22 protein-coding genes and 1 pseudogene are annotated in these 25162 nt (G+C 63.4%); 8 read left to right on the forward strand and 15 right to left on the reverse strand.

Translation table 11 applies throughout. From position 1 onward, the window contains the following. Positions 1–17: 17 nt before the first annotated feature. The gene (tdh, locus tag RQ479_RS09145) at positions 18–1052 is read right to left on the reverse strand and encodes an L-threonine 3-dehydrogenase (protein WP_376704840.1); all 1035 of its coding nucleotides are present in this window, start codon (positions 1050–1052) and stop codon (positions 18–20) included. A gap of 68 nt (positions 1053–1120) precedes the next feature. Continuing rightward, complete coding sequence (locus tag RQ479_RS09150; protein ID WP_376704841.1) at positions 1121–2308, reverse strand: glycine C-acetyltransferase; 1188 nt, start codon at positions 2306–2308, stop codon at positions 1121–1123. Between the two features lie 264 nt (positions 2309–2572). On the opposite strand from RQ479_RS09150, the gene RQ479_RS09155 reads away from it, so the two are divergent. Further along, on the forward strand, positions 2573–4645 hold the full coding sequence (locus RQ479_RS09155) for a putative bifunctional diguanylate cyclase/phosphodiesterase (RefSeq protein ID WP_376704842.1): 2073 nt from the start codon (positions 2573–2575) through the stop codon (positions 4643–4645). Positions 4646–4650: 5 nt separating this feature from the next. Here RQ479_RS09155 and RQ479_RS09160 read toward each other — a convergent pair. Both RQ479_RS09160 and RQ479_RS09165 read right to left on the reverse strand, forming a co-directional pair. Further along, positions 4651–4889 (reverse strand): annotated as a pseudogene (locus RQ479_RS09160) (type II toxin-antitoxin system Phd/YefM family antitoxin). A gap of 20 nt (positions 4890–4909) precedes the next feature. Further along, on the reverse strand, positions 4910–5338 hold the full coding sequence (locus RQ479_RS09165; protein WP_023674397.1) for a MarR family winged helix-turn-helix transcriptional regulator: 429 nt from the start codon (positions 5336–5338) through the stop codon (positions 4910–4912). 156 nt (positions 5339–5494) lie between these two features. Between RQ479_RS09165 and RQ479_RS09170 the strand changes: the two genes are divergently transcribed. Beyond that, complete coding sequence (locus RQ479_RS09170) at positions 5495–5863, forward strand: hypothetical protein (protein ID WP_245274614.1); 369 nt, start codon at positions 5495–5497, stop codon at positions 5861–5863. 140 nt (positions 5864–6003) lie between these two features. On the opposite strand, the gene RQ479_RS09175 is transcribed toward RQ479_RS09170, so the two are convergent. Further along, positions 6004–8049, reverse strand: coding sequence for an FAD-dependent oxidoreductase (locus RQ479_RS09175; protein ID WP_376704843.1), 2046 nt, complete (start codon positions 8047–8049; stop codon positions 6004–6006). 114 nt (positions 8050–8163) lie between these two features. Here RQ479_RS09175 and queF point away from each other — a divergent pair, with 114 nt between their 5' ends. Then, positions 8164–8625: a preQ(1) synthase gene (queF, locus tag RQ479_RS09180; protein WP_023674394.1), complete on the forward strand. Its 462-nt coding sequence runs from the start codon at positions 8164–8166 to the stop codon at positions 8623–8625. A gap of 29 nt (positions 8626–8654) precedes the next feature. Here queF and RQ479_RS09185 read toward each other — a convergent pair whose 3' ends face one another. The 5 genes from RQ479_RS09185 to RQ479_RS09205 form a co-directional block, all read right to left on the reverse strand. Further along, on the reverse strand, positions 8655–9839 hold the full coding sequence (locus tag RQ479_RS09185; RefSeq protein ID WP_376704844.1) for a mandelate racemase/muconate lactonizing enzyme family protein: 1185 nt from the start codon (positions 9837–9839) through the stop codon (positions 8655–8657). 11 nt (positions 9840–9850) lie between these two features. Next, positions 9851–10393 (reverse strand): hypothetical protein, encoded by a 543-nt coding sequence (locus RQ479_RS09190; protein WP_376704845.1) that lies wholly within the window; start codon positions 10391–10393, stop codon positions 9851–9853. Between the two features lie 4 nt (positions 10394–10397). Next, a complete protein-coding gene (locus tag RQ479_RS09195) occupies positions 10398–10877 on the reverse strand; it encodes a DUF3828 domain-containing protein (RefSeq protein ID WP_292656262.1) in 480 nt (159 codons plus the stop codon). A 105-nt stretch (positions 10878–10982) separates the two neighbouring features. After that, the gene (locus RQ479_RS09200) at positions 10983–12632 is read right to left on the reverse strand and encodes an ABC transporter substrate-binding protein (protein ID WP_376704846.1); all 1650 of its coding nucleotides are present in this window, start codon (positions 12630–12632) and stop codon (positions 10983–10985) included. A 41-nt stretch (positions 12633–12673) separates the two neighbouring features. Next, complete coding sequence (locus RQ479_RS09205; RefSeq protein WP_352465444.1) at positions 12674–14224, reverse strand: trimethylamine methyltransferase family protein; 1551 nt, start codon at positions 14222–14224, stop codon at positions 12674–12676. 92 nt (positions 14225–14316) lie between these two features. Between RQ479_RS09205 and RQ479_RS09210 the strand changes: the two genes are divergently transcribed. After that, on the forward strand, positions 14317–15219 hold the full coding sequence (locus RQ479_RS09210; RefSeq protein WP_376704847.1) for a LysR substrate-binding domain-containing protein: 903 nt from the start codon (positions 14317–14319) through the stop codon (positions 15217–15219). 17 nt (positions 15220–15236) lie between these two features. Here RQ479_RS09210 and RQ479_RS09215 read toward each other — a convergent pair whose 3' ends face one another. Beyond that, a complete protein-coding gene (locus RQ479_RS09215; RefSeq protein ID WP_376704848.1) occupies positions 15237–16226 on the reverse strand; it encodes a zinc-dependent alcohol dehydrogenase family protein in 990 nt (329 codons plus the stop codon). Positions 16227–16329: 103 nt separating this feature from the next. On the opposite strand from RQ479_RS09215, the gene RQ479_RS09220 reads away from it, so the two are divergent. Then, positions 16330–17232 carry a LysR family transcriptional regulator gene (locus RQ479_RS09220; protein ID WP_376704849.1) on the forward strand — a complete coding sequence of 301 codons (903 nt, stop codon included), beginning with the start codon at positions 16330–16332 and terminating at the stop codon, positions 17230–17232. Between the two features lie 80 nt (positions 17233–17312). Next, a complete protein-coding gene (mutL, locus tag RQ479_RS09225) occupies positions 17313–19163 on the forward strand; it encodes a DNA mismatch repair endonuclease MutL (RefSeq protein ID WP_376704850.1) in 1851 nt (616 codons plus the stop codon). 241 nt (positions 19164–19404) lie between these two features. Here mutL and RQ479_RS09230 read toward each other — a convergent pair whose 3' ends face one another. Further along, positions 19405–20298, reverse strand: coding sequence for a DMT family transporter (locus tag RQ479_RS09230; RefSeq protein ID WP_376704851.1), 894 nt, complete (start codon positions 20296–20298; stop codon positions 19405–19407). A 90-nt stretch (positions 20299–20388) separates the two neighbouring features. On the opposite strand from RQ479_RS09230, the gene RQ479_RS09235 reads away from it, so the two are divergent. Further along, positions 20389–21315, forward strand: a complete 927-nt coding sequence (locus RQ479_RS09235) for a LysR family transcriptional regulator (RefSeq protein WP_376704852.1) — start codon at positions 20389–20391, stop codon at positions 21313–21315. 234 nt (positions 21316–21549) lie between these two features. Beyond that, complete coding sequence (locus RQ479_RS09240) at positions 21550–21783, forward strand: DUF2093 domain-containing protein (RefSeq protein ID WP_031211156.1); 234 nt, start codon at positions 21550–21552, stop codon at positions 21781–21783. 255 nt (positions 21784–22038) lie between these two features. On the opposite strand, the gene lpxK is transcribed toward RQ479_RS09240, so the two are convergent. From lpxK to RQ479_RS09255, 3 genes are read right to left on the reverse strand one after another with little or no spacing between them, the layout of a single operon-like run. Then, positions 22039–23067, reverse strand: coding sequence for a tetraacyldisaccharide 4'-kinase (lpxK, locus tag RQ479_RS09245; RefSeq protein WP_376704853.1), 1029 nt, complete (start codon positions 23065–23067; stop codon positions 22039–22041). A 1-nt stretch (position 23068) separates the two neighbouring features. Then, positions 23069–24385: a lipid IV(A) 3-deoxy-D-manno-octulosonic acid transferase gene (gene waaA / locus RQ479_RS09250; RefSeq protein WP_376704854.1), complete on the reverse strand. Its 1317-nt coding sequence runs from the start codon at positions 24383–24385 to the stop codon at positions 23069–23071. Further along, positions 24382–25161: a lysophospholipid acyltransferase family protein gene (locus tag RQ479_RS09255; protein ID WP_376704855.1), complete on the reverse strand. Its 780-nt coding sequence runs from the start codon at positions 25159–25161 to the stop codon at positions 24382–24384. Before RQ479_RS09255 ends, waaA begins: the two co-directional genes overlap by 4 nt. Position 25162 lies beyond the last annotated feature (1 nt).

Below are 25162 nucleotides of genomic sequence, written 5' to 3' on the forward strand. Positions count from 1 at the left end.
TCGGCGTTTCTAATCGCCTACCAATCCATCACCACCTTGCCGGAGTTACCGCTCTTCATCGCCTCGAACCCCGAAATATAGTCATCGATACCGATGCGGTGGGTAATCAGGCCGCTGACATCGAGCGGACCCTGGACCAGCGCGATCATCTTGTACCAGGTCTCGAACATCTCGCGGCCGTAGATGCCCTTCAGATGCAGCATCTTGAAGATGACCTTGTTCCAGTCGATCTCGAAGCCGGTCGGCGCGATGCCCAGAATGGCGATCTTGCCGCCATTGTTCATCGTGTCGATCATATCGCGGAAGGCAGGTGCGGCGCCCGACATTTCAAGTCCGACGTCGAAACCCTCGGTCATGCCGAGCGCCGGCATCACGTCGCGCAGCTTTTCCTTCGAGGCATCGACGACATGCTGGACGCCGAGCTTTTTCGCCAGTGCCAGGCGCACCGGGTTGATATCGGTGATGACCACTTTTCGCGCCCCGACGCACTGCGCGACAAGCGCGCCCATGATGCCGATCGGCCCGGCGCCGGTGACCAGCACGTCCTCGCCGACGAGATCAAAGGACAATGCGGTGTGAACCGCATTGCCCAAGGGATCGAATATCGCGGCGATCTCGTCGGGCACGTCGTCGGGGATCGGCACCACATTGTGCTGCGGGATCGCCAGGTATTCGCCAAAGGCGCCCGGCCGGTTGACGCCGACGCCGAGCGTGTTGCGGCACAGATGCCCCCTGCCCGCCCGGCAGTTGCGGCAATGGCCGCAGACGATATGGCCTTCACCGGAAACACGCTGGCCGAGTTTGTACTCGGTCACCGCCGTGCCGAAATCGGCGACGGTTCCGACAAATTCGTGGCCGGTCACCATCGGAACCGGCACGGTCTTTTGTGCCCACTGGTCCCAATTGTAGATGTGGACGTCGGTGCCGCAAATCGCGGTCTTGCTGATCTTGATCAGCACGTCGTTCGGACCGATTTCCGGCACCGGCACTTGTTCCATCCAGATGCCCGGCTCGGCCTTGGCCTTGACCAGCGCCTTCATCATATTCGACATTCTTTTGTCCCCAGAACCTTAGTCGCTTGAAATCTCTTGATCCGGAATCGCTTTTCGGTTCCGGCCGTTCAGGAAATCACGCCGAGTTCGCGACCGACTGCGGCGAACGCCTCAACCGCACGATCGATATCTGCGCTGGAATGGGCGGCCGACATCTGCGTGCGGATGCGCGCCTGGCCCTTCGGCACCACCGGGAAAGAGAAGCCGATGACATAGATACCGCGCTTCAGCATCCGCGCCGCCATTTCCTGCGCCAGCGTCGCGTCGCCCAGCATCACCGGGATGATCGGATGGTCGGCGCCGGCCAGCGTAAAGCCGAGCCTGCCCATCTCGGAGCGAAACCGCGCTGCGTTGGCATATAGGCGCTGACGCAACGCGTCGCCATTGCGGATCAGTTCGAACACCCGGATCGAGGCGCCGGCGATCGCCGGCATCAGCGTGTTGGAAAAAAGATAGGGCCGCGAGCGCTGGCGCAGCCAGTCGACCACCTGCTTCCTGCCCGACGTGTAGCCGCCGGAGGCGCCACCCAATGCCTTGCCGAGCGTGCCGGTGATGATGTCCACCCTGCCCTCGACGCCACAATGTTCGGCCGAGCCACGGCCATTCCTGCCGACGAAACCAACTGCATGGCTGTCGTCCACCATGACCATCGCATCGTATTTGTCGGCGAGGTCGCAGACGCCTTTCAGATTGGCGATGATGCCATCCATCGAGAACACGCCGTCGGTGGCGATCAGCCGGAACCGGCAGTCGCGCGCCTCTTTCAACCGCGCTTCGAGATCGGCCATGTCGTTGTTGGCGTAGCGGAAGCGCTTTGCCTTCGACAGCCGTACCCCGTCGATGATCGAGGCGTGGTTCAGCGCATCGGAGATGACCGCATCCTCTTCGCCGAGCAGCGTCTCGAACAGGCCGCCATTGGCGTCGAAGCAGGAGCCGTAGAGGATGGTGTCCTCCATGCCGAGGAAATCAGAAATGGTCGCCTCGAGCTGCTTGTGTTCCTCCTGCGTGCCGCAGATGAAGCGCACCGACGCCATGCCGTAGCCGTAGCGGTCGAGCGCCTGCCTGGCCGCTTCCCGCAGTTCGGCGCTGTCGGCGAGGCCGAGATAATTATTGGCGCAGAAATTCAGCACCTTTTCACCGCCGACCTCGATCTCGGCCGATTGGGTCGAGGTTATCACCCGCTCGGATTTATAGAGGCCTGCCGATTTCAGTCCTTCAAGCTCGCTGTCGATGTGGGAAAGGAATGCTTCGGTCATGATCAGGCCCTGTTGAGATCGATGAGGACTGTCGCGCCGCGCGGACGAAAAATCCATCGCAAAAGCGACCGCTTCGGTGGCGGCAATGGCACGGCAGAGGCCACGATGTTCAAATGCGGAGGCACCGCGAAAGATTGCAATAACCACTTTGCGGGTTTCCCGCCACGGTCGCCGCCGCCGGCCTGCTGCCGTCCCAAACCTGTTAACACTTTGAAGCCAAAGGTTGTCGCACAAGAATTCGTTGGCGAGAGGCCGCCTCAGAAAATGTCGCAGCAGCCGGTGCACGCCCTTTCGGGCAGGCTCATACTCCTGATCAAATCCGGCTACTGGCTGGCTCTGCTGATCATAGCCGCCATGGTCATGGCCTCTTTCATCCTGCTGCAACAGGTGATGGCGACCCAACGGCACAATCAGGCGCTGCTCGATATCGTCAGCACACAAAGAGCCCTGTCGCAGCGCATCGTCTTCCTTGCCGGCGCGACAGGCAGCGCCCAGCGCGATCAACAGCGCACCCTGGTTACCGCGCTCAAGCAAGCGACGGTGGAGTTCGAGAAGAATTACGATCTGCTGCTCGAGCGGACCGCCGCCGATCCGGTGTCGCCGGCAAGGTTCGACCCGAAATCGATCGAGAGCGTGCTTTTCGCCAAGCCGTACCATCTCGACTATTTCTCGGTCGGGCTCATCGCCAACGGCGAGCGCCTGATATCTTCATTCGAATCGCGGCTCAACACGACCGGCAGCGGCGGCTACAAGGGCGGAGAGGAGCGCGTCAACCTTGACGCTTCCGTTGCCAACGCAACATTGTCGGGCTACGCAGCACTCGGCCAGCGCATCAGCGCCTACGCGGACCAGCGCTCCGAAAGGCTCCTCGATCTTCATCGCACATTGTTCTATTCGACCATCGGCGTCATCCTGCTGGTGGCACTTTTCATTTTCCGGCCGATGTCGAATGCCATCTTGCGCCGGACGCGCGAGCTGGTCGACGCACGCAATTCCATGGCCTTTATTGCGGTGCATGACGGGCTGACCGGCCTGCACAACCGCACCTTCCTGACCGACCATTTCGACACGTTCATCAGCGGTGCGCAGCGAAGGCGTGAGCGGGTCGCCGTGGTGCAGTTCGACCTCGACCGGTTCAAGCAGATCAACGACGCGCTCGGCCATGCCGCCGGCGATTATGTGCTGGTGGTGGCCGCGCAGCGTATGCGCGATTCCTGCCGAACGTCGGATCTCAACGTGCGTCTCGGAGGCGATGAATTCGTTGTGATCCTCAACGACGCCGGCAGCATCGATGACATCGATATCGTCGCCAGGCGCATGCTGGCCAAACTCAATGCGCCGGTCATTTTCCGGGGAACGACGATCCATCCGGGCGTAAGTGCCGGGATTGCGGTCTATCCGATCGATGCCGACAATGCGCAGGACCTGCTCGTCCATGCCGATCTGGCGCTGTATTCAGCCAAGAGGCAGGGCGGCGGCAGTTTATCGTTCTTCTCCGATGAGCTGAGGCGCGAACTCGACAGTCGAAAGCAGCTCGAGCTCGACATCAGGGTCGCCATCTCTGAGAAGGCGTTCGAAGTCTATTTCCAGCCGCAGGTGTCCCTGTCGGACGGTGCCATCAGTGGTATCGAGGCTTTGGTTCGCTGGAGGCATGCCGAACGCGGCATGATCGCGCCGGGCGAGTTCATTCCGATCGCGGAAAAATGCGGCTTGATGCCCGAGATCGGCCGGATCGTCATTGCCAAAGCGATCGACGAAGCAGCCGAATGGAACCGCGCAGGCATCGCCTTCGGACGGATCGCCGTCAACGTATCCGGTTCGGAGCTGCGCGAGACAGATTTTGAAGTCTTCCTGTTCGATACGGTGGAAAGGGCTGGCCTGCCAGCGCACAAACTATCGCTGGAGATCGTCGAATCCGTCATTCTCGACGACGAGAAGACCGGTATCGCGGCAAAGCTGCGGCACATCCGCGCCGCCGGCATCCATCTTGAGCTCGATGATTTCGGCACCGGCTACGCATCGCTCAGCCATGTCAATCCAAACGAGATCGACCGGCTGAAGATCGATCGCCGCTTCGTCCAGAACATCAACGAGAACAGCGGCAACACCAAGATCGTGCGTGCCCTCACCGAGCTCGCCCGCGGTCTCGGCATCTCGATCGTTGCCGAGGGCGCCGAAACCGAAGCCGAGCTCGACTCGCTGATGGCGATCGGCTGCGACCAGGTGCAAGGCTATTCCATCGCTTTCCCGATGCCGCCGGACAGGGTGCGCGAATGGCTGGTGGCGCGGACACCGAAAAAGGCCAGGCTGACAGTGCTGCAGGGCAGCCGGGCGTAGATCCGTCATGGTTCGGCCTTGCGAACCGACCTGAGACGAGGCGGAAAGTCACCCTCATCGCCGGGAAATGCTGCCAGAAATTGTCCAAAGCTGGGCACACGCGGAGTCTTTCGTAGTCCTGAAACGACAAAATGACCGCCTGCTTGCGGCCGTGCCGGGTGATGATGGCCGGTTCTCCCGCGACGACCTCATCAAGCACCGCCGAGAGTGTAGCCCTGGCATCCTTCAGCGAAATTTCGCGCAGGCCTTTGCTAGCCTTAATTTCTAACCCTCGACATTGGCCCGCAGCGCCGCCAGCACCTGTGCAAACTCCGCCAGCCTGTCGTCGGACAGTCCTTTCCGCAGCCGTTTGTCGAAGGCTAACGCGGCGGTGCGCAATTTCAGGAACAACGCTTCTCCGGCTTGGGTCAGCTCCACCTGGTGAACCCGGCGATTCTCGGGATCGCGGCGCCGCATCAACAGGCCTTGCGTCTCCATGGCGTTGAGATGGTGGGTCAGCGTTGCGCCCCGAATACCGATCATGCCGGCGAGCTCGCGCTGGTTGGCCAGCTCCCGCGATTTGACCGACAGCAAAGTGACCCAGACCGGCAGCGTGCCGCCGGCCTCGACCAAGGCAGCGTCGAAAGCCTGCGCGACCAGCTTGGCGGTGCGGGCGAGATTCATCCCGATCGGCGGGCGGTCAAAGGGCGTCATGATCCGACACTAGAACAAGGGCAAAGCCTATGGAACCGGCTCGAGCTTATGCGTTGACATCTAATCATTTGATATCTATCAATACGGTTAGCGGTGGGCAAGAGAGGAAATGCGGTCATGCAATATGTCTACATCATCGTCCTCGGCCTTCACGTCATGGCGGGTGTGTTCTGGGCCGGCACCACCATCGCGGTTGCCCGCGAACCGGAGATCAGGGCGGAACGTTTCTTCCGGCCGCAAATGGGCGCGGCCGGCGTGGTTTTCCTCACTGGTTTGCTGCTTTGGTATTTCTTCCACAACGGCTCTTTCGGCTCGATGGAGAAGGTCCTGGCGCTGGGCATTTTGACGGCGTTGATCGCCGCCGGGGTTCAGGGCGCGCTGGTGGGTTCCGCCAGCAGGCAGCTGGCCGGCGCTGATGCGGCGAAGCAAACCCAGTTGCGCGCGAAGATGACAAAAGGCGAGCGCATCGCCGGCGGGCTGCTGGTCATCACGGTGTTCTGCATGGCCACCGCCAGGATGTTTTGAACGTCCTGCCGCAATCGCAAGATCGTACGGTGCCCGGCGATGGCCGGCGGCGTGCGCGGCGCGCAGACCGGACCGAAGTACCGTGGTGGCTCTCCGTACGGAGGTTCGGCTGCGCGCCACCAATCAATCCAAAATATTCCTCAGATCCGCAAGCCGAACCTGATGCCATCGTAGATGGCGGCATGGATGTTGCGTGAGGCGACTGCGTCGCCGATGCGGAAGAGCACGAAGCCACTCCGCGGATTGCGCACCGGAAAGATGTCGCCGCCATTGATCAGTTTTTCGTAATCGATCGCGCCGGCGTTCTTCGACAGCGGCTTCAGCGCCAGATAGAGATCGTCGAGCGGCAGCGTGCCATGCTCGACCACCACCTGGTCGACCCGCCGCTCGCCGCGCCAGCCATCGGCAAAGTCGGAGGCGAGCTCGGCGATCAGCTGGTTGCCCTCGCGCCGCACCGAACGCAGCCGTGTGTTGATGGTCACCGTGACACCCTTTTCCTGAAAAGCGCGCATGTAGGGCACATGGTTCATGCCGCCCATTTCCGGGGCGAAGAAGCGCTCTGGTGAAACCAGCTCCAGCCTGGCGCCGCTATTGGCGATCAGTTCGGCAGCACCCATGCCTTGATGGCCGCCATTGTCGTCATAGAGCAGTACATTCTCGGCCGGCTTGACGCTGCCGGCCATGATGTCCCAGCTCGAAGTGACGAGATCGTCGCCCGCCGTCAGAGGCGGGTTCTGCGGCAGGCCGCCGGTGGCGATCACCACCACGTCGGGCGACAGCGCCAGCACGTCGTCCTTCTCCGCCCAGGTATCGTAGCGGATCTCGACAGCGAGCCGGTCGAGTTCGGCCAGACGCCAGTCGATGATGCCGATCAATTCCTTGCGGCGCGGGTTCTGCGCTGCCAGCCGCACCTGGCCGCCGGCCTGGCTCGATGCTTCCAGCACCGTCACCTGGTGCCCGCGTTCGGCAGCGACGCGCGCTGCCTCCAGCCCGCCGACGCCGGCGCCGACGACGACCACCTTCCGCTTCGGTCCCTCGGTTTTCGGGATGATATGCGGGATATCAGCCTCGCGGCCTGTCGCCGCATTGTGGATGCACAGCGCCTCGCCGCCCTCATAGATGCGGTCGAGGCAGTAGGTTGCGCCGACGCAAGGACGGATCTCGTGCTCGCGGCCCTCCATCACTTTTTTGACGATGTGCGGGTCGGCGATATGGGCGCGGGTCATGCCGACCATGTCGAGCTTGCCGGTGGCGATGGCGTGACGCGCGGTGGCGACGTCGGAAATCCGCGCCGCATGGAAGGTCGGGAATTTGGTCGCCGCCCTGATCTCGCCGGCGAAGTCGAGATGCGGCGACGACCGCATGCCGGTCACCGGAATGACTTTTGTCAGCGCGGCATCGGTCTCGATCGAGCCACGGATGATGTTGAGGAAATCGACCTTGCCGGAGCCGGCCAGCCGCCTGGCGATTTCGACGCCTTCCTGTTTCGACAGGCCTTTCTCGAAATCCTCGTCGGCGACCATGCGGATGCCGACGACGAACTTTTCGCCGACCGCGGCACGCACCGCATCGAGCACCATGCCGGTGAAGCGCAGCCGGTTGTCGAGCGAGCCGCCGAAATCGTCGTCGCGCTGGTTGGTGGCCGGCGACCAGAAGCCGTCCATCAGGTGGCCATAGGCCTCGAATTCGATGCCATCGAGACCGGCTGCCTGGCAGCGCTGGGCGGCCGCCGCATAGTCGGCGACGATGCGCTCGATATCCCAGTCCTCGATAATCTTGGGAAAGGCGCGATGCGCCGGTTCGCGCACCGGCGAGGCGGACAGGACCGGCAGCCAGTCGGCCTTGTTCCAACCGGTGCGGCGGCCGAGATGGGTGATCTGTATCATCACCTTGCAATCGTGCTCGTGGCAGGCATCGGTAAGCTCGGCGAGCCATGGCACGATGCGGTCCTCATAGACATGCAGATTGCCAAAAGCGGCCGGGCTGTCGCGCGAGACGATCGCCGAACCGGCGGTCATGGTCAGCGCCATGCCGCCCTTGGCCTTTTCGGCATGGTAGAGCCGGTACCGCTCCTTTGGCATGCCGTCCTCGGAATAAGCCGGCTCATGGCTGGTCGACATCACCCGGTTCTTCAGCGTCAGATGCTTGAGCTGATAGGGCTGGAGGAGCGGGTCGTTGCTAGTCATCGTCTTCCTGCTGCTTCAAATTGTGCTAATGAGCGGCAAATTTTTGTTTTTACGCATGTCGCTGTCTCAAATCCGCTGCACAGTTTTGGGCGACATGCAGCAAGGAACCTGCTCATGACCGATACGAAAAACCTCACCCAGCTCGGCACCAACGTCGAGGCTCCACAGAGTCCCGAAGCGGCAGTCCTGGAAACCGTGCCGTTTTCGCGCGGCGACGGCCCGCCGGCCATCGTTCGCTTCACCTGCCCGGAATTCACTTCGCTCTGCCCGGTCACCGGCCAGCCGGACTTCGCCCATATCGTCATCGACTACGCACCCGATGCGCTGCTGGTGGAATCGAAGTCGCTCAAGCTGTTTATGACCTCGTTTCGCAACCATGGCGCCTTCCACGAAGAATGCACCGTCATGATCGGCCGCCGCATCATCGCCGCGACCAAGCCATTGTGGTTGCGCATCGGCGGCTACTGGTATCCGCGCGGCGGCATTCCGATCGACGTGTTCTGGCAAACCGGCGCGCCGCCGGAAGGTGTGTGGCTGCCCGACACCGGCGTCGCCCCCTATCGCGGGCGCGGGTGAGCCTGAGTTTCTGAGGAAAATACGTTGCATCAGTTGAGCGGGAGCCGCCGGTAGCGGCCGGGATTGTTCGGGTCGCTGAAATGGCCCATCGGCCCGTGTTCGGCGAAGTGGCCCGCCCAGCGCTTCATCGCAGCCGGATCGAGTTCGACGCCCAGCCCGTCACCCTCCGGCACGCGCACCGTATTGCCCGTCTGGCGGAAAGGACCGTCCTTGATGACATCGCCGATCTGCCAGCGAAACAGCGACTGCGATGCTTCGGTGATCCACGGTGTCGCCGCCACGACGTGCAGATAAGCCGATGTCATGATGCCGAGATCGTTCGAATAGCACCAGAACCCCTTGCCCATCGCCTCACAGGCGGCGATGAATTTCAGAGTTTTCGACAATCCGCCGAGTGCTGCGAAATTGCAGACGAAGTAATCCGGCGCACCGAGCGCGACTGCCCGTCTGAGATCCGGGATGTGCGTGGAGAACGGAATGCGCGAATGCTGGCGCAGCGCTGCCATCTCCTCGAAGGTCGCGACCGGATCCTCGTAATTGCGGATGTTGAACGGCTCGATCTCGCGCAGTACCCAGCGCGCTGTGGTCAGCGACCACTGCATGTTGGAATCGAGTCTGATCTGCGCCTTATCGCCAAGCGCCTCGCGCAGCATGCGCACTGTCCTGATCTCGAGCTCGGGATCGCCCATGATCAGCTTGCCCTCGAAGATCGTCGAGCCGTGCTGTTCTCGCATGCCGAGACAGTAGTCGACGATCGCTTCGGCGGTCATCTCGCCGCCGGCTCCGCCTTGAGCGGGGCGAAAGGCGAAATATTCCGAAAACGGAATGTCCTTGCGCACCGCGCCGCCGAGCAGCTTATAGAGCGGCATGCCGAAGACCTTGCCTCTTATATCCCACAGCGCCAGTTCGACGGCGCCGAACGCCACCGTGGCTGCGTTCTCGCCGGTGTTGGCGGTGATCTGCCAGGGCGGCACACAGCGCGCCTCGCAGTCGGCGATGTCGAGTGGATCGGCGCCAATCAGCGCCGGCGCGATCTCGGCCTTGATCACCTCGCCGAAATGCCACCATGGCGCCTCGCCCAGTCCGACCACGCCTTCGTCCGTCTCGACCTCGACGATCGATTTCGAGGCGCCGCTGTAGAGACCAGCCGTCCACCAGAACGGAGCATCGAGCGGGACGTTGACGTGGGTGACGCGGATGTTGCTGATCTTCATCGGTTCCGTTCTCACTCACACTGGTATTGGCTTAGCGCCCATTCGCCGGTCACCGAGAGCAGGTCCGATATTTTCCAGTCGCCGTCGATCTTTTTGAACTTCCATTCCAGCCGGTGCGGACCGCCGGAGACGACGAAGGCGACGACGACCTTGGCCTCGTCGCCGTTGACCGCTTCGATGGTCTTCAGGCTCTTGTCGATCTCCGCCTTGTCGTATTCGGCATTGTCGAGCGCCATGTTGGGATCGAGGCACTCGCCCTGCCCCGACTTCCGCAGCGCGTCGCTCTTGTCGAGCACTGACTTTGCCGGGTCGGTGAAATGGCCCCGCTGAGCCGGATCGACCTCGAGCCCGGCATGCTCGTAGAACGGCTTCACCACCGCCGTCGGCGAGCCCGGCTGCACGGGTGCGGCCGGCGCGTTTTCTGCCGGCGGCAAAACTGCCGGCGGAGGTGCCGCACTGTCGGCTGGAGCGCCCAACAAGCCCTGAGCGGCGACGCTGCTCAATCCAGCCAGCAGCCACGCAGTCGCCAGAACCCAGGGACGGCAGCGGAGCACGGCATCACTCCGGGGGCTGCCCGGCCAGGCATTCGAGCGCACTCAGCGTCCAGCCGCTGGTCTTCGAGGTGATGTCGGCGATCTTCCACTGGCCGTCGACCTTTTTCAACGACCAGACCATTTCGCGTTTGGAATCATCGCCTTCCGGGAAAAGGTTGAACGTCGCCGTCACCTCGGCGCTGTCGCCATTGAGCGTTTCAGCCAGGGTCAGCGTCTTGGCCACGGTCTTCTCGTCATAGTCCTGCGCATCGAGACCAGGGGCGAAGTCGATGCAGGGAACTTCATCCGGATGGTTCTTTGCCGCATTGTCGTTCAGTTCGAACAGTTTCGTGACTGGCGCGGTGAAGCGGTCGCGATATTGCGCATCGGCCTCGAATTTGACCGACGGGACATAGAAGAACTTCACGGCGTTGGCAGCAGGGCCGGCAAACGCGGCCGCCGGCAAGGCCATCGAAAGCGCGGCAACAAAAAGTGGCAGTTTCATGCGTGTCCCCGATTGTTCACTGACGGAAGCCATCAGTACCACGCATCTTGCCCGTCGGCTTTCTTGCGGTCCATGAAATCCTGCAACGCGTCCTCTGCCGGCACCTCAGGCGTTCAGCCAGACGTTCTGGAGATCCATCTCGAAGGTTTGGTGGACACCGTAGTTCTTCACCTTCTCGTTCATGTGGCTGAACAGCTTCTGCCAAAACGGCTGAATGATGACGCCCGAATCCTGCAGGATCTGCTCGATGTCCTTCATGACCTCGCGGCGCTTCTCGACGTCGATCAGCGAGAGAGCCTGCTTGAGCTTGGCATCGAAATCAGGGTTCGAGTAGCCGGTTTCGTTCCAGGCCTCGCCGGTGCGATAGCCGAGCGCCAGCACCTGGACGCCAAGCGGGCGCATGTACCAGATGGTCATCGAATAGGGGTATTTCGTCCAGTCGTTCCAGAAGGTCGAACCCGGCAGCACGGTGCGCTTCACCTTGATCCCGGCATCGCGCAACTGGCCGGCAATAGCGTCGCCGGTGTTCTTTTGCCAATCGTCCTCGACGGTGATCAGTTCATGCTCGAAGTCGGCCTGCCCGGCATCCGCCATCAGCTTCCTGGCCCCCGCGGCGTCGCGTGTCTTCTTGGGCAGCGCATAGTATTCCGGATGAATCGGGCTGACGTGGTGGTTTTCACCAACAGTGCCTCGCGCGGCATAGCCAAGTTCGAGCACCGCTTGGTTGTCGACGGCCATCTGGAGGGCGTTGCGAACCCGCTTGTCGTCATAGGGCTTGTTCGTGATGTTGGTCCGGGCGACGAGCGTGGTCGCTGTCGCGACCTCCGATTTGACCAGCCCCATCTTGTCGAGAATGTCTATGAAGTCGGCCGGCGTCTCGAAGTTGAGATCGATTTCGCCGGAGTCGAATGCATTTATCGAGGCGTTGAAATCGGTTCCGTAGTCGATGAATTCGACGCCGTCGAGAAGCGCTTCACCGCCCCACCACTTGCCAGTCTCACGGCGCTTGACGACCGCTTTCTGGCCGACCGCATAGGACACCAGTTCGAACGGCCCGGTGCCAATCGGCTTCTCGATCGGATTGGCGCCATCGGCGTCGAAGTTGCGATGGACCACGAGCGCCGGATAGTCGGTGAAGTTCGGGATCAGCGAGATGTCCGGTTCGTTCAGCTTCAGCTTCACCGTGTTGTCGTCGACCTTGGTGATCGCCCCTTCCCTGGCCTTGCCGGTCTTTGCATCGATCAGCGCACCAACGCGCGCGGCCATGGAGTTGCCGGCGGCAGCCTTTTCGCACCAGCGCGTCAGATTATAGGCCACATCATCGGCGCTGAAAGCATCGCCGTTGTTCCAGGTTATGCCCTTGCGCACATGCAGCACGTATTCGGTGGCATCGTCATTGACGTCCCAGCTTTCGAGCAGAACCGGCTCGAATGTGAACTGACGCGTGTAGCGAACAAGCGGTTCGAGCCAGCTGCGGGTGATGTTTGCCATCTCTACCCAGTCGTAAGTGCGCGGATCCTTTTGTGCCTTCACCGACATCGAAACGTGCAGCGTGCCGCCTTTCTTCGGCTCTTCAGCCAAAGCCCGCTGCGGCACGGCAAGGCCGATCATGCCGTAGGCAAAGGCCGTCGATGCGCCGAAGGCGCTTGCCAGAGCCAGAAACTCGCGCCGATCCACACGACCTGCACGAGCCTCGCTGGCCATCGCTTCGATGGCGCTCGGTACGCGATCACCGTTGCTTCTGAAGAGTGTCATTTTTTCCTCCGTTATGGTTCCCATCGGGTCTTCGCCCGTTATCAACTAACGCTGTCCGGCAGTTTCTCCTCGCGCCGCGCAATCAAATCTTTGAGACCATCGGCGATGCCCTCATCGAGCTTCGGCTCCTCGTAATCGGCGAGCATGTTGCGTGCTTTCTCGCGGCCGCGGGTGTCGTGGTCCTTTGCTCCTTCCGCCTTCCACTGTTCGAACGAATTGAAGTCCATGATGCTCGGTATGAAGAAGGCAGACTCGAAATGTTCGAGCGTGTGCTGGGTGCCAAGGAAATGGCCCTGCGGTCCGACCTCGCGGATAGCCGCCATAGCCTCCTTGAAATCGTCGAATGGCAGCCCGCCAGCATATTTGTACCAGCCGACAAGCTGCTCGCAGTCTGTCGCAAATTTCGAATAGCCGCAGGTCAGGCCGGCCTCGAGCCAACCGGCGGAGTGCCAGATGTAGTTGGCGCCGGCAAGGATGGCGGCATGCATCAGCATGTTCGCCTCGTAGCCCGCCTGGGCGTCGTTCAGCTTCGAGCCGACATGGAAACCGGACGTGCGCCACGGCAGCCGATACTTCCGCGCCAGCGCGCCCATGAGATACATCATCTGGGCCGCCTCCGGCGTGCCGCCCATGGGAGCGCCGGTCTTCATGTCGACCGTCACCATGAACTGTCCGTAGATCTGCGGCGAACCCGGACGCAATAGCTGTGTGAACGCGACGCCCGCCAGCGCTTCGGCATTGACCTGCGCGACCGCACCCACGGCAGAGGCCGAAGTCGAGGCGCCGCAAAGGGCGAAGGGCGCGAGGATCAGCGGCTGGTTGTGGCGCGCATAGACTTTCATCGCGTCCAGCATGGTGGCATCCCAGACCAGCGGCGAATTGCAGTTGGTGATCGCCACCAGGACCGGGTTGTCGCGGACATAGTCCTCGCCGAACACGATACCTGCCATCGCCATCGTGTCTTCGGCTCGATCCTTGGAGGTCACGATGCCCATGAACGGCTTGTCGGAGTGCTTCAGCGCCGAATGAATGATGTGGAGGTGACGCTTCGGCACCGCGATTTCCATCGGCTCGCAAATGATCGAGCTCGACGAATGCAGCGCCGGCGCCATGTAGGCGAGCTTGTGGAAATTGTTGAGGTCGGCGAGTGTGCCGTAGCGCCTGTTGTTGTCGAGGTCGCGCACGTAAGGTGCCCCGTACATCGGCACGAAGATGGAGTTGTTGCCACCCACACGTACGGAACGCTGGGGATTCCTCGCATTGAGCGTGAACTCCGACGGGACCTTCGATACGAGGTCCATCAGCAGGGCGCGGTCTATGCGGACCCTTGTCTCCGAGACATCGGCGCCCGCCGCCTTCCACATTGCGATAGCCTCGTCGTCGCGGAACTCGCATCCCACCTCTTCGAGGATGGAGAGCGACTCCTGGTGGATGAGCTCCACCGCCTCGTCCGGGACCATCTGATACACCGGAATCTTGCGAACCAGGGTCGGAAATGACGCCACGGGAGCTCCCCGCAGCGCCTTGCGCCCCAGGCGGCCACCCGCGCGACGATTGGTGTGTTCGCTCACTTCAACGGCCGGTGCGTTCATGGAGGCTCCATATTCCTGTTGGCAACCAATCTAGCCAGACAAAATGCAGCTGTGACGCTGGAAAATCCTGATCTCTTGTATAAGCTCAGCTTATGCGAAACTTACGCCACCTGCTGCCGTCGGCCGGCAGCCTGATCGTCTTCGAGGCCGCCGGGCGGCTGTCGAGCTTTACCGCCGCCGGGCGCGAGCTCGGCATGACGCAGGCTGCCGTCTCCTATGCGATCCGTGGGCTCGAAGAGCAGCTCGGCGCGAAACTCTTCCAGCGCCGCCACCGGCAAGTCATCCTGACCGAAGCCGGCGACCGCTTCCATGCCGATGTCTCGCTCGGCCTGTCGCACATCCGCAAGTCGGCGGAGGACCTGCGCCAGGTCGCCGTCGGCGCGCATGTGACGCTCGCCGCCTCGACCGCCTTCGCCTCGTTCTGGATGATGTCGCGCCTGCAGCAGTTTCGCGACGAACTGCCGGGCATCGACCTGCGCATCCAGACCGCCGACCGCGATCTCGACATCATCGCCGAGGATATCCCGCTCGGTGTCCGCGGCGGCGAGCCAAAAGAATGGCCGGACTATCATTCGCTGCCGCTGGCCGATGAAGTGATATTCCCCGTTGCCGGTGTTAGTTATGTGGCCCGGTTCGGGCTGCCGGAGCGTGTCGCGGACCTTCAATCGCACCGCCTCATCCATCTCGAAGAGCCGTTTCGCGAGGCCGCGAGCTGGGACGAGTGGTTCGCCTCGGCCGGTGTAGACATCGTCGATGCCGGACGTGGCTTGCGTATCAACGACTATGCGCTGGTGATCCAGGCAGTGATGGAAGGGCAAGGCATCGCGCTCGGCTGGGGTCACCTCGCCGAGCGGCTGCTGGCATCAGGGCTGCTGGTGCGCGTCACCGGCCACACGATGACGACCGGCAAGGGCTTTCATGTCATCTGGTCGAGGAACCGCGAGCTCAGCGACAATGCCGGCAAGGTACGGGACTGGCTGGCGGCGCAGGCGTGAGGCCGATAAATGCCCGGTCAAACCGTCACGACGATCTTGCCGAATTGTTCGTTCGATTCGAGATAACGGTGCGCCTCGACGATCTGGTCGAAGGGAAAGGTTCTGGCGATTGCCGGCTTCAGCGAACCCGAGCTCAGTCCGTCAAGGATGAACGCCTTGGCGGCCTGCAGCCGGACCGGATCGCGCACGATCTCATGGACGAGATAACCGCGCAGCGTCAGTGTCTTGGCCAGCACTGCGGACAGCGGAAAGGGTGTCGGGTCGAGGCTCAAGCCGCCATATTCGATGAGAATGCCACCCGGAGCCATCGCTGCCGTCAGAGGCTCGAAGATCGGGCCGCCGACGGCGTCGAACACCACGCGCACGCCGTCCGGGCCGGCGATTTGCTTCAACCTGGATTCCAGATCCTCCTCTGCCGAGGCGATGGCATGGGCCGCGCCGAACTCAAGCAAAGCCCGCTTCTTGGCAGACGTCCGTGTGACCGCGATCGGGGTCGCGCCAATCATGTTGGCGATCTGGATCGCCGCAAGTCCGACGCTGCTCGAGGCCGCGGTAATGACAACAAAGTCCTCGCTTTGGAGGTTGGCAATGTCGATCAGCGCACCGCAGGCTGTGAGATATTGCATCCACGCTGCGGCGGCTTCTTCCCAACTCAGCGATGGTGGATGCTTGACGACGAGCTCGGCGGGATATGTGGCAATCTCACCATAGGCAGGCCAGCGGGCCATCGACAATGGCGGCACGACGCTGACGGCATCCCCCGGCGCAAGGCCGTCCACGCCTTCGCCGACCATCTCGACGATACCCGCCGCCTCGAGCCCAAGACCGGAAGGCAACGGCGCGGTCTGGATGTAGGTCCCCGAACGCAGTAGCGCCTCGGCCCGGTTTATACCCAACGCCTTGACGCGGATCTGGACCTCGCCCCGCGCGGGCGCAGGAATATCGACATTCTCGATGCGCAGAACCTCGGGACCACCCAGCTCATAAAAACGAACGACACGTGCCATCGGTCACGACTCCAAAATATTTGAACTGAATGTGCTATGCCAGCGGCGATCAGGCGGATAAATAGCCATTTGAGTAGATCAGCAGAAACTGTGGGTTTTGAATATGGATCGCCTTACTAGCATGGCCGTGTTCGTCAAAGCCGTCGACCTGGGCTCGTTCGCAGCCGCGGCGGCCGCTCTCGATCTGTCCGGGCCGATGGTCGGCAAGCATGTCCGGTTTCTCGAGGAGCGCCTAGGCGTGCGCCTCATCAACCGGACCACGCGCCGCCAAAGCCTGACGGATTTCGGGCGCGCCTATTATGAACGCTGCCGGCTGGTGCTTGCTGAAGCGGAGGCCGCGGATGCGCTTGCCGCTGACCAGCTTGCCGAGCCGCGCGGAAAGCTGCGCGTGCTCATGCCGATGCATTTCGGCCGGCGCTGCGTTGCCCCGATCCTGTTCGGGCTTGCGCAGCAATATCCGGCGCTGGAACTGGACCTGTCGTTCAGCGACGCCCTCGCCGACCTCGCCGAGGATGGCTGCGACCTTGCCATCCGAACGGGTGATCTGGAGGACCAGACCGGGGTGATAGCGCGTCGCATCGCGCGCCAGCAGATGGTCGTCTGCGCGTCGCCGTCCTATCTCGACCGGCACGGCGAGCCGCAGGAGATAGATGACCTCGGCAGCCATCGTGCGATCATCTACCGCCGTTCGGGTCGTGCCGTTCAGCCGTGGTTGTTTCCGCGCAGCGGCCAGCCCGCAATGGAGATCCGGCCCGTCAGCAGATTGCGGCTCGACGACCTCGATGCCATCGCCGATGCCGCGGCGGCCGGCATGGGGCTCGCCTGGCTGCCATACTGGCTGGTTCGCCAGCGCATTCAGGCGGGTGTACTTGTCCCGCTGTTGCCGGAACAGCCGAAGTTTCTCTATGATGTCCATGCGCTGTGGTTGCAGACGCCACATCTGCCGATGAAAGTCCGCCTTGCCGTCGACGCACTCGCGGCAGCGCTGCCCAAGCTCATGAGTTGAAAGCACGGTCGCGGTCAGCTCCGCGGATTTCCTCAATTCCGCCCTCCCGCATCGACCACGAATCCGCCTATAGTGCTGCCATGCCCATCCGCCAGCTTTCCGAAACGATGATCAACCAGATCGCCGCCGGCGAAGTCATCGAGCGTCCGGCAAGCGTGGTCAAGGAACTGGTCGAGAATGCGCTCGACGCCGGCGCGACGCGCATCGAGATCGTCACCGCCGGTGGCGGGCTGAACCTGATCCGCGTCAGCGACGACGGCTTGGGCATTCCGGAAAAGGAACTGGCGCTGGCGATTGCGCGCCATTGCACCTCCAAGCTCGCCGACAACATTCACGACATCCGCTCGCTTGGCTTCCGCGGCGAGGCTTTGCCGTCGATTGGCTCGGTGGCGCGGCTGTCGATCCGCTCGCGCACCGCGTCCAGTGAAAACGCCGCCGAGATCGGCATCGACGGCGGCCGCGTCTCCGCCGTCAGACCGGCGGCGGCCAATCGCGGCACCACGGTCGAGGTGCGCGACCTGTTCTTCGCCACGCCGGCTCGGCTCAAATTCATGAAGGGCGAGCGCGCCGAAAGCTCGGCCATTGGCGACGTGATCAAGCGCATCGCCATCGCCTTCCCCGCCGTGCGCTTCACGCTGGCCGGCCCGGACCGCTCGACGCTGGAACTGCCGGCGACCGACGACAGCCCGGAAGGCCGGCTGCGCCGGGTGGCGCAGGTGATGGGCGCCGACTTTCCCGACAATGCGATCGCCATCGACGCGACGCGCGACGGCGTGCATCTCGCCGGCCATGTCTCGGTCCCCTCCTTCACCCGCGCCAACGCGCTGCAGCAATATGCCTATGTCAACGGCCGGCCGGTGCGTGACAAACTGATCGCCGGCGCCATCCGCGGCGCCTTCGCCGACGTGCTGCCGCGCGACCGCCATGCCGTCACCGTGCTGTTCCTGACGCTCGATCCGGCGATCGTCGACGTCAATGTCCATCCGGCCAAGGCAGACGTGCGCTTCCGCGATCCGGGGCTGGTGCGCGGGCTGATCGTCGGCGCCATCCGCGAAGCGCTGGCCAACGCCGGCATCCGCGCCGCCACCACCGGGGCCGCCGGCATGATGGCGGCGTTCCGGCCCGGCGCGGCATCCTATGCGCATGGCGGCCCGGCCAACGGTCACCGCAGCTACGAGGCCGCCTACCGGGCCTCCGGCTTTGCCGGGTTCGATCCTGCCCGCTCGCCACAGCGGCCGCTCGATATGGGCGGCGGCTTCGGCGAGGACGAGCAGGCGGCCTTCGACGCCGGGCCGCTGCACAGTGCCGACGCGCGCGCCGGCCAAAACGAAGCGGCGGAGACGTTGCTCGGCACGGCACTGGGCGCCGCGCGCGCGCAAGTGCATGAGAACTATATCGTCGCCCAGACCAGGGATTCGCTTGTCATCGTCGACCAGCACGCGGCGCACGAGCGGCTGGTCTACGAGGCCTTGAAGAACGCGCTGCATGCGCGCGCCGTGCCGTCGCAGATGCTGTTGTTGCCGGAGATCGTCGACCTGCCGGAAGAGGATGCCGAGCGGCTCGCCATGCACTCCGAGACGCTCGCCCGCTTCGGCCTCGGCATCGAGCGCTTCGGCCCCGGTGCCGTCGCGGTGCGCGAGACGCCGTCGATGCTCGGCGAGACCAACGTCCAGCAGCTGGTGCGCGACCTCGCCGACGAGATCGCCGACAACGACACGGTCGACACGCTGAAGGAGCGGCTGGACAGGATAGCCGCGACCATGGCCTGCCACGGCTCGGTGCGTTCCGGCCGGCTGCTCAAGCCCGAAGAGATGAATGCGCTGCTGCGGCAGATGGAGGCGACGCCCGGCTCCGGCACCTGCAATCATGGCCGTCCGACCTACATCGAGCTCAAGCTTGCTGATATCGAGCGGTTGTTCGGGCGGCGGTAGGGCCTGCGGCTTACAACGTCCGCTGGCGCAGCCCCCTCTCCGGCCGCTCCGCGGCCACCTCTCCCCCACTTTGGTGGGGCGAGGAAACGCTAATCGCCAAAGGCGCAATCTTGAAAACCTTGGGTTCCTCGCCCCACAAGGTGGGGAGAGGTGGTTTGCGAAGCAAACCGGAGAGGGGAAATCAAAAAGAGCCGTTCGATACGGCTCTTTTTGATTCAAGCAAGCCTCCGAACCCTCTAATTCACCTCTTCAAATTCACCACGATGACGCCGCCCAGCGCCAGAGCACCGCCGATGATGCCGAGCAGGGTCGGTACTTCGCCCAGCCAGAAGAAACCGATCAGGGTCGCCACCGGCGACACCAGATAGAGGAAGTTCGAGGCGCGCGCGGCGGGCAGCCGGGAAAGCGCTGTTGCCCAGGCGGCATAGGCAATCAGGCTGGGTACGATGCCGAGAAAGATGACGGCACCGAGCCCGGCGGTATCGGCGACCGCCGCCTGCGCCAGACCGTTCGGCAGGAACGGCGACAGGCAGAGCGCGCCAAGCACCATGTTCGAGGCCGAGATGGTCAGTGGGTGGTGGCGACCAAACAGCGGCTTCTGGACGATGGTGTTGACGGCCGAGCACAGCGCCGAGCCGAGGACAAGCAGCGCACCATTGTTGAAATGCAGCCCTTGCCCCTCGCCCATGGCGATGATGCCGATTCCGGCGAAGGACAGGAATGTGCCGGCCCAGGCGAGGCCTGAGAAGCGTTCGCCAAGCAGCGCCATGGCCATGATGGCGGTGAAGATCGGGCTGACATTGATGATGAAGCCGGCCGCACCGGCCGAAACGGTCAGCTCGCCGAAATTGAGCATCACCGTGTAGAGCGCGACGAAGACGGCACCACCGAAGGCAAAGCGCCAGAGTTCATCGAGCCTGGGCAGTGCCGGCCGCTTGACCGCGAGAAAGATCGCCGCCGGAACCGCGGCGATGGCAAAGCGCAGCGCGCCAAGTTCCAGCGGCCCGAAGGCGGCAAGGCCGGCGCGGATCGCCGGAAAGGCCGAGGCCCAGCCGACCACCGTCAGCGCCACCGCGACGGCCGCCGTGGCATCCATGCGCTGTGTCGTATTCAACGTGCCGGTGTAAGCGCTCATCTGGGTGTCCTCGCGATCCAATGCCATGAAATAGAGAAACGTTATCGCGGGCCGATTGACAAACGAACAAATCGAGGATCACCTGTGACTATGGATCACAGCTTAGACCCGATGCTGCCGCTTGAAACGCTGCGCGCCTTCGACGCCGCGGCTCGGACCGGCAGCTTTTCGGCGGCGGCCGAGAAGCTCAACATCACCCATGGCGCCGTCAGCCGGCAGATCGCCAAGCTCGAGAACTGGCTCGGGCTGAAAGTCTTCGATCGCGGCGCGCGCGGCGTCTCGCTAACCGTCGAAGGCAATCGCCTGCATCTGCGCACCACCGAAGCCTTCGCCCTGATCGCCAGCAATTCGGACCGTTGGGTCGAGCCGCGCGGCACGGCGGTGGTGCGGCTGACCTCGATCCCCTCGGTCAGCGGGCTGTGGTTGATGCCGCGCATGGCGGCGCTGGAGAACCACCCGTCCAAGCTGCGTGTCGTGCTCGATGTCGACATCCGCCAGGGCGATCTTGCTGACGAGGGCATCGACCTGTCGATCCGCTGCGGGCGCGGTCGCATTCCGGGCCGGATCTCGGTGCAGCTTTTCGAAGAATATGTGTTCCCGGTCGCCTCGCCGGAATTGGCCAGGGAGATCGGCCGCGGCGATCCTGCCCGGCTGCTCAACTATCCGGTGATCAATGATTCCGACGCTTCGGCCTGGCGCGCCTGGTTTGCGGCGCAGGAGATGGACTATCGGCCGCGGCCGCACGACCGCCGTTTCGAGGACTACAACCTCGTGCTCGACGCCGCCGCGCACGGGCTCGGCATAGCGCTGGCACGTCCGCCGTTGACAGTGGACCAATTGAAGTCGGGCCGCATCGTCGCCGTAGACGAGCGCCGTGCGCTCAGCCCGATATCTTACTGGCTCGACCGGCCGCTGGGGCGCCCGCGCGCCGCCGCCGCCGAACTCGCCCGGCGCATCGCCGTCCAGGCCGGACTGGCAGCGGAGAAGATCGAGCAGTTTATCATCGCCGAAGAATGAGATGCCTGAAGCGCGTCGCGTTCGACCGGCCTCATGGGACGTGCTTCAGATTCTTGTGTTTATGCACGTCGTTATCGCAAAACCGCTGCACACTTTTGCGCGACATGCATTGGCATCCGCTTTGCCGGCTTGTTCGAGCAAGTGTCACCAGAAACAGAACCAGGCAAGGCCAACCACGCTTGACCTCGCCGCAATTTGTGGCGATGACATCGTCATGACTTTCGGCACCACCCCATGATGAACCGCTTCGAAGGCCCCGGCGGCAAGGAAGCCCGCATCCGCTATCTCGATGGCGACTTCCAGGTGACCAGCCCCGGCGCGTTCGTTCGCTGCGCGGTGACCGGCGAGAGCATCCCGCTCGACGAGCTTAAATACTGGAGTGTCGCCAGGCAGGAACCCTATGTGAATGCCGCCGCCTCGCTGCGTCGCGAGATCGAAGCGCATCCGGAACTGCGCCGCCGACGCTAGTCCAGCGCAAATGGGAAGCCGCCCGGTTGCGATCCTGCGCCCCCTCTGCGCTGCGTCAAGCCGGCAACACCGAAACCTTAGAGGTTATCTTGAAATAAAAAACCCGCCTCGGGGCTCGAGGGCGGGTCGTCGGCGAATCATCACCATAGCCAAATTATTAGCATAGCTGCCGGCACAAAGCAAGAACAAAATACGCGCGACCGGCGGAAAGATGCACATTCCAGTCCCCGCATCGCCTCGGTGTTCAGCTGCTGATCAGCCCCTCAGCCTGCGCTGCCGCCAGGCATCCAGCGTCTCGTCGATGATGCGTTGCGGCACATGGTCGAGCTCGAAGACGGTGTCGATCTCCAGCACGTCAAGCCGGTCGAGGAATTCCGGCGGTGCTGCGCCGTGACGCAGGCGGGCAGCGTCCTTGGCGGTGGTAATGAGGCCAAGCCCGGCTTTACGTGCCGTCGCCGCCAATTCGGCCAGCTCGTCCGCACTGTAGAAATGATGGTCAGGAAATGGTCGGGTCAGCGCAAGCTCGCCGCCGGCCTCGCTTACGGTGTCGAAAAACCTGTCGGGATGGCCAATGCCGGCGAACGCCAGGAACCGCCTGCCGGCCAGCGTCACCTTGCTGCTCGGCGCAGTATGCGCCTCGAAGATCGGCCTGCCGGCGCGCGCTGCCTGGCGCACGACCGTGTCGGCCGCGATGCCCTCGCCCATCTTCAGCAAGGCGCTGGTGAAGACCAGTTGGTCGACGATGTTTGCCCGCAGCGGCCCGCCGGGGATGACGCGGCCATTGCCGATGCCATGGCGCGCGTCGACGACGACGAGCGCATAGTCGATGTGGATGCGCGCGCTCTGAAAACCGTCATCCATGATCAGGAAATCACAGCCGAGCTTCTCCAGCAGAAGCCTGGCGCCGACGGCCCGGTTCGGCGTCACCGCGACCGGCGCGTGTTCGGCCAGAAGCAGCGGCTCGTCGCCGACATGCTTGGCGGCGTCGTGGTGCGGGTCGACGATATGCGGCTGCGCGAAGGAGCCGCCATGGCCGCGCGACAGGAAACCCGGATTGAGCTGCATACGCCGGGCCTGCTCGGCCAATGCGATCGCCACCGGCGTCTTTCCGGTGCCGCCGACGGTGAAGTTGCCGACGCAGAGCACCGGCGCCTCGACCTTTTCGCGCGGCGCGTGCCGCATGCGGCGGCCGGCGACAAGCGCATAGATGGCGGAGAGCGGCGACAGCGCCGTGACCCGCCAGTCCGGCTCTTCCCACCAGAAGGGTGGCGCTTCCGAGGTCACGTCAGCGCCCGTTCGCGCCCTTCAGGCGCGACTTGACGACCAGCGGCTGGATATAGGGCTCGAGCGACCTGAGCGTATGTGCCAGCGCACCGCGCATCTCGTCGACGGTCGCCGCACCCGCCGCCATCATCTCATGGCGGGCCGCCTCGTTGGTCAAAAGGAAATTGACGGCGCCGGCCAGCATATCGCGGTCGCGCACCAGCTTGGCGCCGCCACTGTCGAGCAGGCGCTGATAGGCCTCGCGAAAATTCTGAACGTTGCGACCGGCAAGCACCGCTGTCTCCAGCATCGCCGGTTCCAGCGGGTTCTGGCCGCCCTCGGAAGTCAGCGAACGGCCGACAAAGGCGATTTCCGTCAGCCTCAGATAAAGCCCCATCTCGCCGATCGTGTCGCCGAGCAGAATATCGGTGTCGGCGGTGATCCTGTCGCCCTTGCTGCGCTGCGCCAGCTTCAGGCCCATGCCGGAAATCTGCGCGGCCAGCTGCCCGGCGCGATCGGGATGGCGCGGCACGATGATCGTCAAAAGCCCGTGGTGGCGCTTGTGCAGCATGGCGTGAACTTCGGCGGCGACCGCCTCTTCGCCGTCATGGGTCGATATCGCCGCCCAGGTCGGGCGGCCGCCGATCTGGCGCTTCAGCGCCGCCAGTGCCCGTTCGTCGGCCGGCGGCGGCGCGGTGTCGACCTTGAGATTGCCGGACACGGTGACCGGCCTGGCGCCGAGCGAAAGGAAGCGCTCGCCATCGATATCCGACTGGGCGACGACATGGGCGAGATTTTCGAACAAGGCTTCCGCGATGTTAGCGCGCTTCTTCCAGGATTTGAAGGAGCGGTCGGACAGCCTGCCGTTGACCAGGACCTGCGGCACGCGGCGGGCGCCGAGTTCCAGGATGGTCATCGGCCAGATCTCCGATTCGGCGATGATCGCCAGGTCCGGCCGCCAATGGTCGAGGAAGCGGCTGACCGCCGGCTTGAGGTCGAGCGGCACATATTGGTGGATGATGCGGTCGCCCAGCCGTTCTTCGGCGACCTGCGCCGAGGTGACGGTGCCCGTCGTCAGCACGACGTTGACGCCGTAATCGAGAATGCTCTCGACCAGCGGCACGACGGCGATGGTCTCGCCGACGCTGGCTGCATGGATCCAGATCACCGGGCCTTCGGGGCGCTCGCGTCCGGCGACGCCGTAGCGTTCACGCCGGCGAATGCGGTCCTCCTTGCCTCTGGATGTGCGCCAGGCGACATAAGGTCCGACCAGCGGGTAAGCGGCGGCCCCGGCGAAACGGTATGCCGTCAGGAAGGCGCGCGCCCAGCGCATACTCATTTCGAACCGTCCACAAGGCGATAGGCCTCGGCGGTCGCGGCATTGAGCGAGGCCGTGACCTCCTGACGCTTGCGTTCCATTTCTGCGGCGTCGGCGTTGGCCGGCACGAAGACGGGCGTGCCGACGACGATCGAGGAGCGGCCGAAGGGCAGGTTGATCGTCGTCTTGTCCCAGCTGCCCTCGATCACCTTGCGGCGGCTGGTGGCTATCGCGGCAGGCAGGATCGGCCGGCCGGACAGCCGCGCCAGAAGAACGACGCCGAGCCCCGCATCGCGCGGCGTGCCGTGGGGAATATCAGCAATCATGGCGACATTCTTGCCGGTGGCGAGCGACTTTTTGAGGGCGATGAGCGCCTTGGCGCCGCCCTTGTCGAGATGCTTTGCGCTTTCGCGCCCGCCAGAGCCACGCACCGCCTCGATGCCGAATTTCTCGACCATCAGCGCGTTGAGCTCGGCATCGGCGCTGCGCGACACCATGGCAACCAGCGGCCGTCCCTTGGGATAATAGGCCGGGGTCAGCAGATGCTGGCCGTGCCAGAGCGCGATAATTCCGGGCTCGAGCTGCGCATAGGCGCCGCCGGAAAACTTGGCCGATCCGTCGACCAGGCGGTTGGTCAGGCGGACAAGGCGGACGAAATACGCAAACAGGGTGGCAAGCGCATTCTTGACGAATCGCGACTGCGCCAGCGGTTCGCGGATCTTGCGCCAGAACGTCTTCGGCTTGCGACGTCTGACCGCCGACCGCGGGGCTGATCGCTTGACCGCTTCATGGTTCATC

The sequence above is a fragment of the Mesorhizobium sp. ISC25 genome (genome assembly GCF_042295465.1).
GTDB lineage: Bacteria > Pseudomonadota > Alphaproteobacteria > Rhizobiales > Rhizobiaceae > Mesorhizobium.